General features: G+C 69.2%; 10 protein-coding genes and 1 pseudogene. 3 read left to right on the plus strand and 8 right to left on the minus strand.

Translation table 11 applies throughout. The annotated features are described in order from the left end of the window. Positions 1–42: 42 nt before the first annotated feature. Positions 43–1,029, plus strand: coding sequence for a FecCD family ABC transporter permease (locus HNR24_RS08245; RefSeq protein WP_310735409.1), 987 nt, complete (start codon positions 43–45; stop codon positions 1,027–1,029). A 24-nt stretch (positions 1,030–1,053) separates the two neighbouring features. Here the strand turns inward: HNR24_RS08245 and HNR24_RS08250 are convergent, their stop codons facing one another. Both HNR24_RS08250 and HNR24_RS08255 read right to left on the minus strand, forming a co-directional pair. Continuing rightward, complete coding sequence (locus tag HNR24_RS08250) at positions 1,054–2,592, minus strand: amidohydrolase (protein ID WP_182495543.1); 1,539 nt, start codon at positions 2,590–2,592, stop codon at positions 1,054–1,056. Next, entirely contained in the window at positions 2,589–3,263 is a 675-nt protein-coding gene (locus HNR24_RS08255) for an FMN-binding negative transcriptional regulator (RefSeq protein WP_182495544.1), read from the minus strand. The genes HNR24_RS08250 and HNR24_RS08255 overlap by 4 nt, the downstream gene beginning before the upstream one ends. 49 nt (positions 3,264–3,312) lie before the next feature. On the opposite strand from HNR24_RS08255, the gene HNR24_RS08260 reads away from it, so the two are divergent. Continuing rightward, entirely contained in the window at positions 3,313–4,866 is a 1,554-nt protein-coding gene (locus HNR24_RS08260; RefSeq protein WP_182495545.1) for a M14 family zinc carboxypeptidase, read from the plus strand. A 12-nt stretch (positions 4,867–4,878) separates the two neighbouring features. On the opposite strand, the gene HNR24_RS08265 is transcribed toward HNR24_RS08260, so the two are convergent. Further along, on the minus strand, positions 4,879–8,472 hold the full coding sequence (locus HNR24_RS08265; protein WP_182495546.1) for a proline dehydrogenase family protein: 3,594 nt from the start codon (positions 8,470–8,472) through the stop codon (positions 4,879–4,881). Positions 8,473–8,636: 164 nt separating this feature from the next. Between HNR24_RS08265 and HNR24_RS08270 the strand changes: the two genes are divergently transcribed. After that, positions 8,637–10,082, plus strand: a complete 1,446-nt coding sequence (locus HNR24_RS08270; protein WP_182495547.1) for a GntR family transcriptional regulator — start codon at positions 8,637–8,639, stop codon at positions 10,080–10,082. Between the two features lie 25 nt (positions 10,083–10,107). On the opposite strand, the gene HNR24_RS08275 is transcribed toward HNR24_RS08270, so the two are convergent. The 5 genes and pseudogenes from HNR24_RS08275 to HNR24_RS08295 form a co-directional block, all read right to left on the minus strand. Beyond that, positions 10,108–10,662, minus strand: a complete 555-nt coding sequence (locus tag HNR24_RS08275; protein ID WP_182495548.1) for a dihydrofolate reductase family protein — start codon at positions 10,660–10,662, stop codon at positions 10,108–10,110. 83 nt (positions 10,663–10,745) lie between these two features. Next, positions 10,746–11,537 (minus strand): ABC transporter ATP-binding protein, encoded by a 792-nt coding sequence (locus HNR24_RS08280; RefSeq protein WP_058888232.1) that lies wholly within the window; start codon positions 11,535–11,537, stop codon positions 10,746–10,748. A gap of 164 nt (positions 11,538–11,701) precedes the next feature. Next, complete coding sequence (locus tag HNR24_RS08285) at positions 11,702–13,324, minus strand: HNH endonuclease signature motif containing protein (protein WP_182495549.1); 1,623 nt, start codon at positions 13,322–13,324, stop codon at positions 11,702–11,704. 109 nt (positions 13,325–13,433) lie between these two features. Further along, positions 13,434–14,054, minus strand: a pseudogene (locus HNR24_RS08290) (GNAT family N-acetyltransferase); the annotation flags it as partial. Between the two features lie 146 nt (positions 14,055–14,200). Further along, entirely contained in the window at positions 14,201–15,073 is an 873-nt protein-coding gene (locus HNR24_RS08295; protein ID WP_182495551.1) for a PhzF family protein, read from the minus strand. Between the last annotated feature and the right edge of the window lie 9 nt (positions 15,074–15,082).

Genomic DNA, 15,082 nt, shown 5'->3' on the forward strand with positions numbered 1-15,082 from the left:
GCCGGCTCGCGAACTTCCCAGGCCCGGCTGACCCACCGACCGGTGCGCTCCTGGCTGGTGGCGGCGGGCCTGCTGGCCGGCATCGCGATCCTGAGCATCACCGCACTGGGGATGGGCGACTACCCGCTGAACCCCGCCGAGGTGCTCGTGGCGCTCACCGGGGGCGGCGGCTTCGACTCCACGGTGGTGCTGCAGTGGCGCCTGCCCCGGATCACCGCCGCTCTGGTGTTCGGGACCGCCCTGGCGCTCTCCGGGGCGCTGTTCCAGACCCTGACCCGCAACCCGCTGGGCTCCCCGGACATCATCGGCTTCTCCACCGGAGCGTATACCGGTGTCCTGCTCGCCACGGTGGGACTCGGTGGCGCGACCGTGGCCGGCGGGGCGATCGGCACCTCGCTGGGCGCGCTGATCGGGGGCCTGGGCACCGCGCTGATCGTCTATCTCCTGGCCTACCGCGACGGCGTCCAGGGGTTCCGGCTGATCGTGGTGGGCATCGGGATCACCGCCGCGCTGCACGCGGTGAACTCCTGGATCCTGCTGCGCGCCCAGTCCGAGACCGCGATGGGCGCAGCCATCTGGGGCGCCGGGTCATTGGGTCTGACCAACTGGTCCGCGGTCCTGCCGGCGATCGGGATCGTGCTCGCGGTGACCCCGCTGCTGCTGCTCGCGGTGCGACCGCTGCGTCAGCTGGAACTCGGCGACGACGTCGCGGCCTCCCACGGGGTGCGCGTGGAACCGACCCGGCTCGCGATCCTGGGGATCGGGGTGCTGCTCACCGCGCTGGTCACCGCGGCCACCGGGCCGATCGCCTTCGTCGCCCTGGCAGCCCCGCAGATCGCGCGGCTGCTCGCCCGCTCGCCCGGGATCCCGCTGGTGAACTCGGCGCTGATGGGCGCACTGGTGCTGCTCGGCTCTGACCTCATCGCGCAACAAGCGCTGGCTCAGCCGATCCCGGTGGGCATGGTCACCGTGGTGCTCGGCGGTGGCTACCTGGCGGCCCTGCTGGCCTATCAGGCCCGGAAAGACTGACCCGCCTTGCGCACCTGAGACCGCTCAGCTGATCCCGTCGTAGGTCAACCGGCCGCCGAGCAGCGTCGCGGCGACTCCCATCTCGCGCAGACCCGAGCCCTCACCCGCTAGCGGATCACTCTCCACCAGCACCAGATCCGCCGCATCGCCTGCTCGGACCTGATGGCCGCCCGTCGCAGTCCCGCCCCGGGTGGCTGCCGCGAGCGCGGTGGCCGGGTCCAGACGCTGCTCCGGATGCCAGGGGTCCCGGCCGTCCCGGCTTCGACTCACCGCGGCCGCGATGGCCACCCAGGGATCCAGCGGAGAGACCGGGGCGTCGGAGCCCAGCCGCAGCGGGACCCCGGCCCGGGTGAGCGCGTCCAGCGGGAAGGCACGATCGGTGCGCCCCGCCCAGTATGCGTCGGCCACATCCCGGTCATCCATGGCATGTTCCGGCTGCACGCCGGCGGTGAGCCCCAGCCGGGCGAACCGTGGGATGTCCTCCCAGCGCAGCAGCTGGGCGTGCTCGATCACCCCCGGCATGGCCAGGGCCTCGAAGGCGTCCAGCACGGCGGTGTTGGCCCGGTCGCCGATCGCGTGGATCGCCGCAGAGATGCCGCCGTCGCGGGCCTGGCGCATCACCTCCTGGAGCTCATCCATCGGCACGGTCTGCATCCCGCAGCTGTGCGGATGCATCAGGTCCACCTCGGGATAAGGGTCCCAGCACCATGCGGTGCGGGTGTTCAGCGAACCATCGGAGATCACCTTCAGTGGCCCCATGGTCACCAGCCCGCGCTCGTCGAGCACATCGCCGGTGGAGATCCCGGCCAGCAGAGCGGACTGCAGCCGGTCGGGCCATACCGAGACCTGCACGCGCAGCGAGTCCACCCCGGCCGCGGTGCGCAGCGGCCAGGCCGAAATGTTGTCGGCGTTCTCGAACTCCACGATCCCCACCACCCCGCGCTCGGCGGCCGCCTGAGCGGTCTGCCGGTAGATCTCCGGGGTCAGCGAGGCGGGGTCCTGGAGCTGGTCCATCACCGCGAAGGAATCCGCCTCGCGCAGCAGCCCGCTAGCGTCGGTGGAGACCCCGAGCCGAGTCTGCAGCGCGGAGTTCAGCCACATGCAGTGCAGATCCCCGCTGATCAGTCCCACCGGCACCGAGCCCGTCGCCTGATCCAGGCTGCTCAGCGAGGGGAGGTCGGGCCAGAGCCCGTCCCGGAAGCCATAGCCGACGACGCCGGCGCCCGCCCCCTGCGAAGCTGCGGCGCTGAGCGCACCGCGCACCAACTGCAGCACCTCCGCCGCGCTGGTGGTGGCGGCAAGATCGAGCCGCCGCCGAGCGATCGCCCACTGCGTGAAGTGCACGTGGTGGTCCCACAGTCCGGGGATCAGGAAGCGCCCCTCGGCGTCCAGGGAGTCGGTTGCGGTGGAATCGGTTGCCGCGAGCGAGGCGATCCTCCCCTGGGTCAGCTGCACCTCGTGGAGGACATCGCTTCCGGGCAGGCGCACATTGCGCAGCAGCAGCGACTCGGGGTGAGCGGCGGCGGGGCTGGGTGTCTCAAGGCCAGCGGAGGCAGGAATCATCGAGACCCCTCCTCGAGGGCGGCCCCGTTGACCTGCTCCATCCGATCCGCCAGTGCTGGATCGGCGTAGGGTCCGGTTCCGCGCAGCTGCTCGAGGATGGTGCGCACTGAGTCCATCGGCTTGTCCTGGCTCATCTTCTCCTTGGCTTCGATGCGGGTCACGCGCATCCGGAACCCGACGGTTCCGCGCACGATGCGCTGGGCGTAGTCGCTGGTCTCCTCGGTGGAGTCCAGCAGCTGCGGGTCAGGCAGCCGGCTCTCGAAGTGCTCCACCAGCCGGTGCAGCACTGCCAGGTTCTCGGCATCTGAGAGCACCTCGGGCACGCCGTGGAGGTGGGCGGCCGCGAAGTTCCACGTCGGCACATTGGGCCCGTAGCCGTACCAGCTCGGCGAGATGTAGCCGTGGGGGCCCTGGATGATGGCGAGCAGCTCACCGGGCTCGGTCCCGTCGGCGCCGCCCAGCCCGAGCTTGGCCTCATCGGGGCGACCCACGTGGCTGAGCAGGACCAGCTCGCCGTCGTCGGCATCTGCCTGGTCATCGAGGATCACCGGGTAGTGCGAGGCGCTCAGGCCCGCCGCAGTATGGGCCACGAAGGTGCACCAGGGGTGCGCCGTGATCAGCTCCTTGATGACCTCGAGATCCTCGAGCGCGTAGTCCGGGTTGTGCCGCATCCCCCTAGGATAGGGAGCTGCCTCGGACGCACCAAGTGGAAGGACCCGCGTGACGCACACCAGCGGACTCACCGCCCTGGAACCGCTGACCAGGGAGGAAATCCTGGACCTGGCCGCGAAGCTGCCTGAGGTGCACCACTACCCCACGGTGGATGAGCTGCACGCGAGCTTCGCGGAGCTCGCTGCGCAGCATCCGGAGCAGCTCAGCGTGACCCCGTTGGGCCACTCGCGCGCCGGGGAGCCGATCCTGCTGTATTCGATCGCCGGGCCCGAGCATGATCCGGATCGCGAGCATGAGACGGCGGGGCTCTCCGGGCTGCTGGCCGGCGGGGTGCACCCGAACGAGCCGATAGGTTCCTGGACCCTGCTGCATCTGGTGCGGCAGCTGCTTGAGGACACCCAGCTGCACCGGGCCTTGGCCACCAGCTTCCATGTGATCCCCTGTGCTGACCCGGACTCGATGCGCCTGAACCAGGGATGGTTCCAGGCCCCAGCGGACCGGGCCCGGTATTTCGAGAACTTCTACCGCCCGGCAGGCCCGGAGCAGGTGGAGTGGACCTTCCCGTTCCGGTACAAGGCGGCACATTTCGACGCGATGCTCCCGGAGACCCGGGCACTGCAGCGAGCCATCGACCTGACCAGGCCAGACTTCTACATGCCGCTGCACAATGCGGAATCCGGCGGGGCGTACTACTACCTCTCCGACACGCTCTGCGCTGCGCCGTCCACCGATGCTGCGCCGTCGAGCCATGCTGCGCCGTCGAGCCACCTCAAGCCGCTGCACGAGCTGCTCAGCGAGCTCCCCGCCGCCCTGGGCATCCCGCTGCACCGGGGAGAGCCGGAGGCCGCGCATTTCAAGGTGCTCTCCCCCGGGATCTTCGCCATGGGGACCTTGGAGGAGGCTTACGACTGGGTCGAGGCGCTCGGGCTGGATCCCTTCCCGGAGGGATCCACCGGGGAGTCCTCCACCGGCTATGCGCGCCGCCACGGCACGCTCTCCATGGTCGCGGAGATGCCGCAGTGGAAGCACCTGCTCGCCGACGACGTCTCCCCCAGCGGGCAGGACTACGCCGCAGCCCTGCGATCCCAGGCCACCTGGCTGGCAGCGGCCGGGGAGCTGCTCATGGCGCAGCTCGGCCGCTGGGATGCGCACACCGAATCCGCACACGCTGCACCTGCACCTGCGCCCACCGAACCTGCGCTGCTGCGCGCCAGCCGGGCGTTCCTGCCGCTGCTGGGCCAGGCCGCGGAGTCTCAGCGCGCGCGGTCCGCGGACCCCGCCTGCCAGCGTGAGGCCACCGTGGCCGAGCTTCATGGCCTGACCGGGATCCTGCACATGCTTCGGCTGCGATTCGGCGGGATGTTCCTGCGCGCGCTGCGGGAGATCGCGGCGACGGGGCTCGACGCGACAGAGCCGTCGGCCACCGCGCTGGCGGGGGAACTGGCTGCCGAGCTGGCCGAGCTCTACGCCGACTGGCTCGCCGAGGCCGAGCTCCAGGAGGCGGATCTGGTGCCCATCCCGATCAAGGATGCTGCCGGAATGCAGTACGGCGCCGTCCTCGCCCTGGCGGCCCACACGCTGCGGCGGCGCCAGGGCGAGTGAAGCCGTCCAGCGTCAGTCCGCCTTGAGCTCCTGGGCCAACCGGTGGAAGTCCCGGGCAGGGTTGCCGAAGCGGTGCAGCGTCATGGACACCGCCTGCTCCTTGAGCCAGTAACGCAGCTCCACGCGACCCGAGGCGGTGACCTCATCGGCGAGCAGCGCCACCTCGGGGCGCTCCGCCAGCCGAGTCCGCAGCTCGGCGTCCACGGTGCCGAGCATACGCACCCGGACTCCGACGCCTCGATCGTGTTTGCCGGCGGCCAGCGCCGAGGCGAACTGGCTCGTGGTCTCCTGGACCACGGTCAGCTTCAGCATCTTGCGGCCCAGCTGGAGCGCCTTGGCGGTCGCGCTCGGGAGCTTGGGATAGGCGGAGATGCGCACATCGGCCCCGGCTCGCTGGGCGGCCATCAGCGCACGCAGCACCTGAACCGCGGTGGCGTCGACCCCGACGCGCAGCAGCACGTCCTCGCCGAGGTAGCGGAAGATGTTGGCCTCGCTGCTGAGCCCGGTGCGGTCGGTGGGCCGGCCGAACTCGGCCTCCCACCAGCGCTGGTCATCGGCAGCGGCGGCGGCCAGCCAGGCTCGGTCCGCTCCGGAGACGATTCCGGAGCTGACTGCCGAGTCCATGAGCCGGCTCACGGTCTCCTTCAGCGTGACCCCGGCTGCGCCTGCGACAGGAGCATCGGCGCCCACAGTGTCATCTTCCCAGCGCCCGAAGAGCATGACATAGTTGGGCCCGCCGGCCTTGGAGCCCAGCCCCACCGAGGACTGCTTCCAGCCACCGAAGGACTGCCGCTGGACGATGGCCCCGGTGATCCCCCGGTTGACGTAGGCGTTGCCCACCTGGACCTGATCCAGCCAGGTGCTGACCTCTGCCGGCTCCAGGGAGTGGATGCCGCCGGTCAGCCCGAAATCGACCTGGTTCTGCAGCGAGATCGCCTCGTCGAGGTCCGAGGCCTCCATGAGCCCCAGCACCGGACCGAATACCTCGGTGAGGTGGAAGAAGGAGCCTGGCTTCACGCCGTCCTTGATCCCCGGGGACCAGAGCAGTCCGGTGTCATCGAGCTGCTTGGGCTCCAGAAGCCAGGACTCTCCGGGCTCGAGCGACGTCAATGCCCGCTGCAGCTTCTCGCTGGGCGCCTCGGTGAGTGGGCCGACGGTGGCGGCGAGGCTGCTGGGCCAGTCCACGACCATCGAGGCGGCGGCGTCCACCAGCTGGCGCCGGAACCGCTCGGATTCATAGACGCTGCCGACCAGGATGCCCAGGGAGGCGGCGGAGCATTTCTGCCCGGCGTGACCGAAGGCCGAGGTGACCAGATCGGCCACTGCCAGGTCCCGGTCCGCCGAGGGGGTGACCACCAGGGCGTTCTTGCCCGAGGTCTCGGCATTGATGGCCAGATCGGGCTTCCAGGAGCGGAACATCGCCGCGGTCTCAGAGGCGCCGGTGAGGATCACCCGGTCGATCCCGTCGTGGGAGACCAGGCGCTTGCCGTCCTCTCCTTCGAAGGGGTAGACCCCGTACAGCACATCGCGGGGAACCCCAGCCTCCCAGAGCGCATCCAGGATCGCCATGGAGCAGTGCGGGGTGTGGTTCGAGGGCTTGTGGATCACCGCGGCACCTGCGGCGAGCGCCGCGAAGGTGCCGCCGGCCGGGATGGCCAGCGGGAAGTTCCACGGCGGGGTGATCAGCACCAGGCGGTCCGGGACGAAGCGGGCCTGCTCCACCTGCTCGATCTGCAGCGCGCTGTGCGCGTAATAGCGGGCGAAGTCGATCGCCTCGGAGATCTCCGGGTCTGTCTGCGCCACCGATTTGCCCACCTCGGCGGCGGCGATGGAGACCAGGTGACCCCGTCGCGCGGCGAGGATGTCGGCCGCCCGGTAGAGGATCCGAGCGCGTTCGACGGCGGGGCGCGCCGCCCACGGCTCAGCGGCCGCGCGGGCCTGGGCGACCAGCTCGTCGATCCGGTCCCCGCTGATCTTCTCCGGCAGCGACTGCGTCTCGAGCCAGCCTGGCTGCGAGGCGCGCGCGATCGCGTCTGCGGCCCAGCGCTGGTTCGCCGGCAGGGCAGGATCGGTGTCGGGCTCGTTCACGAAGGGAGGCAGGAGGGCGACGTCGTCGTCGTTCGCCAGCTCTTCACGACTCCGGTCCTGGGTGTGCTGCGGGCTGGGTGCGGTGTGGCCGTGCTTGGCGAGGATCTCCTCCAGCAGCGCCAGTGAGTGGCGGAAGCGCTGGGCCTCGCGCTCGAAGACCTCGCTGCCACGTCCGGATTCGTCCACCTCCAGCTCGAAGATGCCGGACATGAAGTTCTCGCTGGCGGCGTTCTCCTCGAGCCGGCGCACCAGGTAGGAGATGGCCACGTCGAACTCAGCGGGGCGCACGGCGGGCACGTAGAGCAGCAGCTGGCCGACGTCGGCGCTGACCGCCTCGGCCTGTTCGGTGGCCATGCCCTGGAGCATTTCGAATTCCATCTGCCCGGTGACTCCGCGCTGGTTCCCCAGCAGGTGCGCGAAGGCGATGTCGAAGAGGTTGTGGCCGGCCACCCCGATCCGGACCCCGGCCATGTTCTCCTCGGTGAGCAGCCAGTGCAGGACCAGCTTGTAGTTCGCGTCGGTGGCCTCCTTGGACTCACAGGTCACCTGCGGCCAGCCGGCGATCTCGCCGTGAACCTTCTCCACCGCCAGGTTCGCGCCCTTGACCAGGCGGATCTTGATCCCCGCGCCTCCGGCAGCCACGCGGGCGTTGGCGAACTCCGCCAGCTCCTGGGTCGCGGCGAGCGCATCCGGGAGGTAGGCCTGGAGCACGATGCCGCCCTCGTAGTGCTCCAGCTCCGGGCGGGAGAGCAGGGTCTTGAACACTGCGATGGTCAGGTTGAGGTCGCGGTACTCCTCCATGTCCAGGTTGATGAACTTGGAGCCGGCGGGCGCCTTGGCGGCCTCCTGGTACATCGGGATCAGCCGGGCGACCACGTAGTCCACGGTCGCTTCGAAGCCCCACATGGAGATCTGCGAGGCGATGGAGGAGACCTTGATCGAGACGTAGTCGACGTCCTCGCGGCGCAGCAGGTCCACGGTGTCCTGCAGGTGCTTGTCCGCCTCGGCCTCTCCGAGCACCGCCTCACCGAGCAGGTTGATGTTCAGCCGGTGCCCGTCCTGCTTGATCGAAGCGACGGCCTTGCCGAAGGGCTTGTCCCGGGCGTCGACCACCATATGGCCGACCATCGAGCGCATCCGCGCCCGGGCGGCGGGGACGACGACGTCGGGCAGCGTCTTGGCCAGCACGCTGCCGGCACGGATCTGCGCCCGGTCCAGCGAAGAGAGCGTGTCCGGGGCCAGACCGCCCAGCTCAGACAGCGCGGAGGCCGCCGCCCTGGTGTCTTCGGTGCGGATCACCCGGTCCACGAAGCCCACGGTGAAGTCCAGCCCGTTGGGGTGGGAGAGCACCGCGGAGAGCCGCTGCGCAGACTTCTCCGCCGCAGAATGGTTCTTGCTGGGCTTGGAGGCATTCCCCGCGGCCGAGGCGTGGTGGGACCCGCGCTTCAGCCACTGGGTGACCTTCGCGACCGCGGCCTCGGAGAGGTCGGTGAGCTCGGCGGTGTTCAGACTGGACATCGGGGCCTCATTTCACACGGCGATATTTCACGCGCAGGTACTGGTTCAGCTGGCGGGGCGCTCGGACTGCTGACTTCCAGTGTGTGGCGAACCACATGTGAGACGCACAGCGGCACGGGTAGGCGCGGCATCGTTTGAGTCATAAATGGGCGATACTGGCGTGTATGGAGACCGCAAGCCGGGGCCGCCCGCGCATTCAGGACACCGCAGACGACATCGTCGCCGCCGTCCTGGCCACTGCCGGGGCACGAGTGAGCACGCCCGACTTCTCCACGCGACGCGTCGCTGAGCTCACCGGGTTGAGTCAGACGCTGGTCAGCCGCGCCGGCCGGCGGCTACGACGGGCCGGAGGCAGCGCCGTGGAGAGCAGCGCTGGGGAGAGCAGCGCCGACATCGACCCCGAAATCGGCACCGGGGCGGGGCGCGCGCGGGAGCTGGTGCTGCTGGAGATGCAGGTGCGCTTCCCGCAGATCATCCTGCGGTTCACACCGGCGCCCCTTGTCTCCTCGGGAGGCCGTGGCGCAGTCACCGCCACAGCGCAGAGAACCGTCGCCGAGCGGCGAGCCACTGCCCTGATGGCCTCCCTGCATGCCTCCGAGGCTTCGAGGTGGCGGGTTCGGGACGCCGGCGAAGCGCCGTCTGCCGAGGTGATGCCCCCGGCCTCTGACCCGCTATGTGCTGTCTGGGACGCCAGGGACCGGGACTGGGAGGCCTTCCTCGACCGGACTGCGCGCCTGCTCGACCGCTGCGCCCCAACCGTCGAGGCGATCCCCGGTGATCTTCTGGACCTGCTCGCGCGCCGGGCCGGCAGGGGGCTGCACGGCAGCTCCTGGCAGCGAAGCCTCCGACAAAGCGGCTCCATTTCTGACTCAGATCAGGACAGCCTCGGACTTGCCGCGGACATGGAACGCTCGCCGCGGAACCGTTGGTTCTCGCAGGTGGAGCTTTCGGTGACCGAGCAGATCGCGATCGCACTGCGCCGGGAGATCACCAATTCGGGCTTCCGCGCGGGTGACCGGCTCTCTCCCCGGGTGCTCGCTGATCGGCTGGGGCTCAGCCGCGGGGCGGTGCGTTCAGCGATGAGTCGACTGGTCGACGACGGACTGCTCGACTCCAGTCAGGGCAGCTTCAGGGTGCCGGCGGTGACCGGGGCCGACGTCGTCGATCTCTATGCTGCGCGACTGCACCTCGGCATGGTTCTGCTGCGGGCCTGTGCCGTGCAGCCGCGTCACCAGATGCTGCCGGTGAGACTGGCGCTGGGCGCCGTGGAGGCGGCCGCCACGCAGGGCACCCGGTCCGACGTCGGACTGGCGGACCTGCAGTTCCAGCAGGAGCTGGCGGAGGCTTCGGGCTTGAGCCAGTCCGCCCGAGGGTTCCATGCCCTGACGCTGCGGGTGCGGATGTTCATCGCGGTGCTGGGTCTGGACTACAGCCCTGCGGTGGAGCGCATCGTCAGTGATGACCGGCGGATCCTCTCCGCGGTGCTTGCCGGCGACGCTGAGGCCGCGGTGCGCGCCTGGAGGCTGAAGCTGGACAACGCGGTCCGTCACATGTCGGCGCTGGCACCAGAGTCCTTCGACGCGGAGCTCTGGTCGCGGCTGAGCCGGTAGGGACTCGCCGCGCCTGCCGCTCGGATCAGGTGACGGTGTAGCTCAGCTGCACCATGCCGTTGCTGAATCGGTGCACGTCGCGCAGTGTCATCTCGACCCTGAACTCCGGGAGCATGCGGAGACCGCCTCCGATCACCACGGGGCAGATCAGCATGTGGATCTCGTCCACGAGTCCGTGGCGCAGCGCGTGCGCCGCGAGCGTGGGGCCCTCGATCGTCAAGTCTTTGGCGCTGGACTCCTTGAGCCGCTGCACCTGCGCCGGATCGAACTCGCGCTCGATCCTGGTGCGCCTGGTGGTGACCTCGGTGAGGGTGGTGGAATACACGATCTTCTCCGCGGCGGTCCAGATCTCGGCGAACTCCGCCGAGGCGGCAGAGTCTTCGGCCAAGCCGGGGTCCGTCTCCCAGACGCTCATCAGCTCGTAGATCTTCCGCCCGTAGAGGTAGGTGCCGATGTTCCGAGTCTGATCGTTGATGGCGGCCATGACCTCCTCATCGGGCTCACCCCACTGGAAGTCGCCCGCCGCATCGGCGACATAGCCGTCGGCGGAGAGCAGCATGAAGAAGATCAGGTTCCCCACGGCGACCTCCTGGATCTCTCGTGTCGGTGTCTCTCGTGCTGGTTCGCAGCAGTCTCACACGCGCGGGATCCACGGCGGAAGGCTCAGTGCACCGGCGCTTTGGGGATCATCAGCGGCTTGCCGGTCTCGGGGTCCTCGATGACGCGGGAGTCCACGCCGAAGACGCTGCGGATCGTCTCCTCGGTGCCGACCTGCTCGGCGGTTCCTTCCGCGGCGATGCGGCCGTCCTTCATCGCGACGATGTGCGAGGCGTAACGCAGCACCTGATTGATGTCATGGAGCACGGCGACCAGGGTGCGACCTTCGCGCTGGAGTCGCGAGCAGAGTTCAAGGATCTCTATCTGGTGGGCGATGTCCAAGTAGGTGGTCGGCTCGTCGAGGAGCAGCAGCGGAGTCTCCTGCGCGAGAGCCATCGCGATCCAGGCGCGCTGGCGCTGGCCACCGGAGAGGGCATCGACCTCTCGGCTGGCAAGCTGGGTCATCCCGGTGTTCTCCAGCGCGGAGCGGACTGCAGCCTCATCCTCGTGGCCCCAGCGCTTGAACATGTGCTGATGCGGATGCCGTCCCCGCGAGACCAGGTCAAAGACGGTGATGCCGTCCGGAGCGATCGCGGACTGCGGCAGCAGTCCGACCGTGCGTGCGAGTTCTTTGGTCGGCATGTTGAAGATGGATTCGCCATCGAGCAGGACCTGCCCACCGGTGGGTTTGATCAGGCGGGCGAGACTGCGCAGCAGGGTGGACTTCCCGCAGGCGTTGGGTCCCATGATGACGGTGAACGATCCATCCGGGATCCTGATGGTCAGGTCTTCAAGCACCTGGCGCTCCTCGTACCCGGAGGTGAGGCTTGAGGCGGAGAGCCGGTATTCGTCGGTCATCTGATCCTTCGTGTCGGCGGTCTCCCGCGCCGGGGGCACTGGTCGGGTTGCCCGTCGGGGGCGCCGGACGGGATGCCGTGCGGGGTGCCAGGCGGGGCGTGAGGCAAGGGACTCCTGCGTGCTGTGCTCGGCAGGAGTCTGCGGGTACTCGATCTGCGCCCAGCTTACGGGCTCGCCGGGGGCGGGCGGTCCGTGGGGATGTCTAAGAATCCGGCGGTCTTGAGTCGATGGTGTTTGCGGCACAGCGCCCAAAGGTTGGACGCCGTGGTCGCGCCGTGCGGCCAGGGAATCTGATGATCGATGTCGCAGTGCTCGGCGGCGACCATGCATCCTGGTGCCTGGCAGGTGCCATCGCGGAACTCGATCGCCCGCCGAAGCAGCTTGGGCACGAACCGGCCCTCGTAGACCCGGGCCAGAGGCTCGAGCTGCGGCGGGGGCCCGGGCCGTGGCGGGGGCTCGGGCTCGGGCAGGGGCGGGGGCTCGGGCTCGGGCAGTTGTGGGGGCTCGGGCAGTGGCGGTGACTGGGACTGAAACGCAGCGTCCTGCGGATCGCCCGTGGTCGCTGCGACGGCGCCCGCGGGAGCACCCGAAGCGGCTGCGACCGCGTTCTGGGGAGCACTCGACGTGGCTCCGCGAGGGACCGGAGTCCAGGTGATCCGGTGTTCCTCGCTGAGGATGATCCGGCGGATCATCTCTGCCGGGTAGGCGTGGCGACGATTGCGGCTCAACGCGGGCTTACCGGCGCCTGGAGTGACCCCCGTGACGGCGTAACTCATCAGCAGGGTCTCGGGCTCGATGAGGATGCCGACGTGGCCGTTGATCGGAGCACCAGAGGCGGTCTCTCCGGTGAGCAGCCAGCTCGAGAGCAGATCCGCCTCCCGCTGGGCCTGAGTCCTGGGGTCGCCGGCTTCTCGGCTCATCGGCGGCGCGGCATGCTCGAGACGGCCGCCGTCGCCCGAAGCAGCAACGCCCTCTTCGGATGGCAGCAGCGCCAGTTCGGACCCATGATGCAGCCCAGCATCGGGCCCCTCGCTCGGCAGGCCGAGCCAGTCGAATCCTCCCTGCACGGTCCCTGGATGGCATGAGCCGGGGCCTCCTTGGGATGAGGCAGACCGACCCGCAGCGGGCCGCTCCACACAGGGATCGTAGGGCACGTTCTGCTTCGGGCTCCGGGCCACATCGACAAGCCGGTTCTTGATCGCCTCGGCGGTGAGTGTGGGCAGCATCGCGTGCAGAATGCTGACTCCATCCTCCAGATGCTCCAGCCAGACCCGGCGTTCTGCGTGCCCGCGGCGACACCGCTGCTCATGCTGAGCCGGTTCGGCCCGCGCCACGAAGCGGTTCAACCAGGCCGTCAACCGCGCCGGACGATGCGTCAGAGCGTAGGCTGCGGCCTCAGCATCGAGCCGTTCGCGGTGTTTGGGAGAGACCAGGCGCTCTGCCGCGGAGACCACTCGGACCAGGGAGCGAACGGGGACATCCCCGGCACGCACGGCGCCCCACACCTGTGGCAGATGCCGGCGGGCGAAGCAGGCCTGGTGGTACTGGGTGTAGACATGCCCCTCGCTGGCGCCCATCGCCTCGGCCGCATTCATGATGGCCGCCGATTCTGCAGTTGCGCGACCGCGCGCCCTGCTCATGAACTCCGGCTCGATCACCTCGGTGTCACGCATGAACGACTCGACATAGTCCACCAGCAGTCTGAGCTGCTCCGCCTGACCTCGATTCAGCTGCCGCTGCGACTCCCGCAGCGGCTCTGCATTCGGATCAGTGAGTGCAACCTGCATGATTCGAATATACCTTCTAATCGAATGAGGCTCAAGAGTCCAGCTGCTGCCAATTTGATGTCATTTGGACACGCTTCGCGGCACGGCCGGAGAACTCGGTGGGCGACCGCTAAGGGCGCACCATCCGGGCATCCGTGATGGCGGGAGCACCCGGATCCTGCTGCTCCGCCCCGTCGAAGCGGAACCCATTGCGCAGATAGAAGGCGATGGCCCGCGGATTCTGCTTGGCCACCCAGAGGCTCACCGGCTCAACGCGGGCCCCAGCGTCCGGCGCAGCGACGGCCCCAATGCCAGCCCCAGCGCCCGCCGCAGCGCCAGCCCCAGTGCCAGACCCCACCCCGAGGGTCGAGTCCAGCAACGCCTGCCCCGCGCCGGTCCCGTGATGGCTTCGGAGGACATAGAGGGTGTAGAGGGTGCGGGAGGGCAGATCAGCCGGCTCAGCCGGCTCAGCCGCGTCCTGCGCCGGGCCTGCCATCGCGAAGCCGATGATCTCACCATCGACCTCGGCGACGCGGATGCTCCACTGACTCCTCTGCTCGGCGAGAATCCGCGCCCACATCTCGCGGCGCATGCGGGAGTGCTCTTCGGTGAAGAAGCCCTCCGGGAGCAGGTCGATGTAGGTTTCTTTCCAGGTGGCCACGTGCACCGCCGCAATGCGCTCCGCATCCTCAGGGCGCGGCTCCCGGATCACCACGGCCATGAGACCCTCCTGAGCGGCGCGGCGGGTGACGTGCCGGGCTTGCCTGAATCAGTCATTCGCCCAACCCTTTCAGCCCGAGCCTGCGCGAACTGGCCCGAGGCCGCACGAGCTGGCCCGAGTCCAGCCCCGCCAGCACGGTCATCCCCATCCAGCGCTCCGGCCACACCTCTCCGGCCTCATACCGATGCGCTCGGCTCCCCCACGTCGATGGTCCCGCTGACCACGACCTCGGCGCGGCCGCCGATCCCCCACAGGGCCTCACCCTCGCCCTCGACGTGGATCCGGCCGCGACGCTGCACCACCGTGCCCTGACCGGCCACATACGGCGGAGACATCTTGCCCGAGTACTCCAGCCACTGCGCCACGGACGCGTTCAGGCTCCCGGTCACCGGATCCTCGCGCAGCGCCCCGGCGTCGTCCGGAAAGAAGGCGCGCACCTCCAGATCGGTCTCTGCTTCCTCTGGCTGCAGGGCCACCACGCCGAGGTGACGGTATTCCGGATCGGTGATCCGAGTCAGGTCCGGGGTCACAGCGAGCACCGTCTGAACGCTGTCCAACAGGACCGCGACCCAGCCGGGACCGTTGTCCACCCAGGCCGCGTCCACCACCTGTTCGGGAGTGACGCCGAGCGCATCGGTGAGCATCTCCCGCGCCGCCTTCGGGATCGGCCCGGAACGCACCAGACCGGGTGCGCCGAAGGAGAGCGCCTGCTCTCCGAGGTGCACCGGGACCAGGCCGACACCACACTCCTGGACGACGACGCCGGCCGAACGCGGCTCGTGCCCGAGGTCCAACCAGGCGCGGGCCGAGCCCAGGGTGGGGTGCCCGGCAAAGGGCAGCTCCTTGTCCAGAGCGAAGATCCGGACCCGATAGTCCGCCTCAGGAGTGCTCGGCGGCAGCAGAAAGGTGCACTCAGAGAGATTCGTCCAGCGCGAGATGGCACGCATCTCATCGTCGCTGAGCCCCTCAGCCTCAGCGATCACCGCGACCGGATTGCCCATGAATGCTCCGTCACCGAACACGTCTACCTGGCGAAATGGCTTCAACATGGGCTCATC

Source organism: Nesterenkonia sandarakina (assembly GCF_014138825.1).
Taxonomy (GTDB): Bacteria; Actinomycetota; Actinomycetes; order Actinomycetales; family Micrococcaceae; genus Nesterenkonia; species Nesterenkonia sandarakina.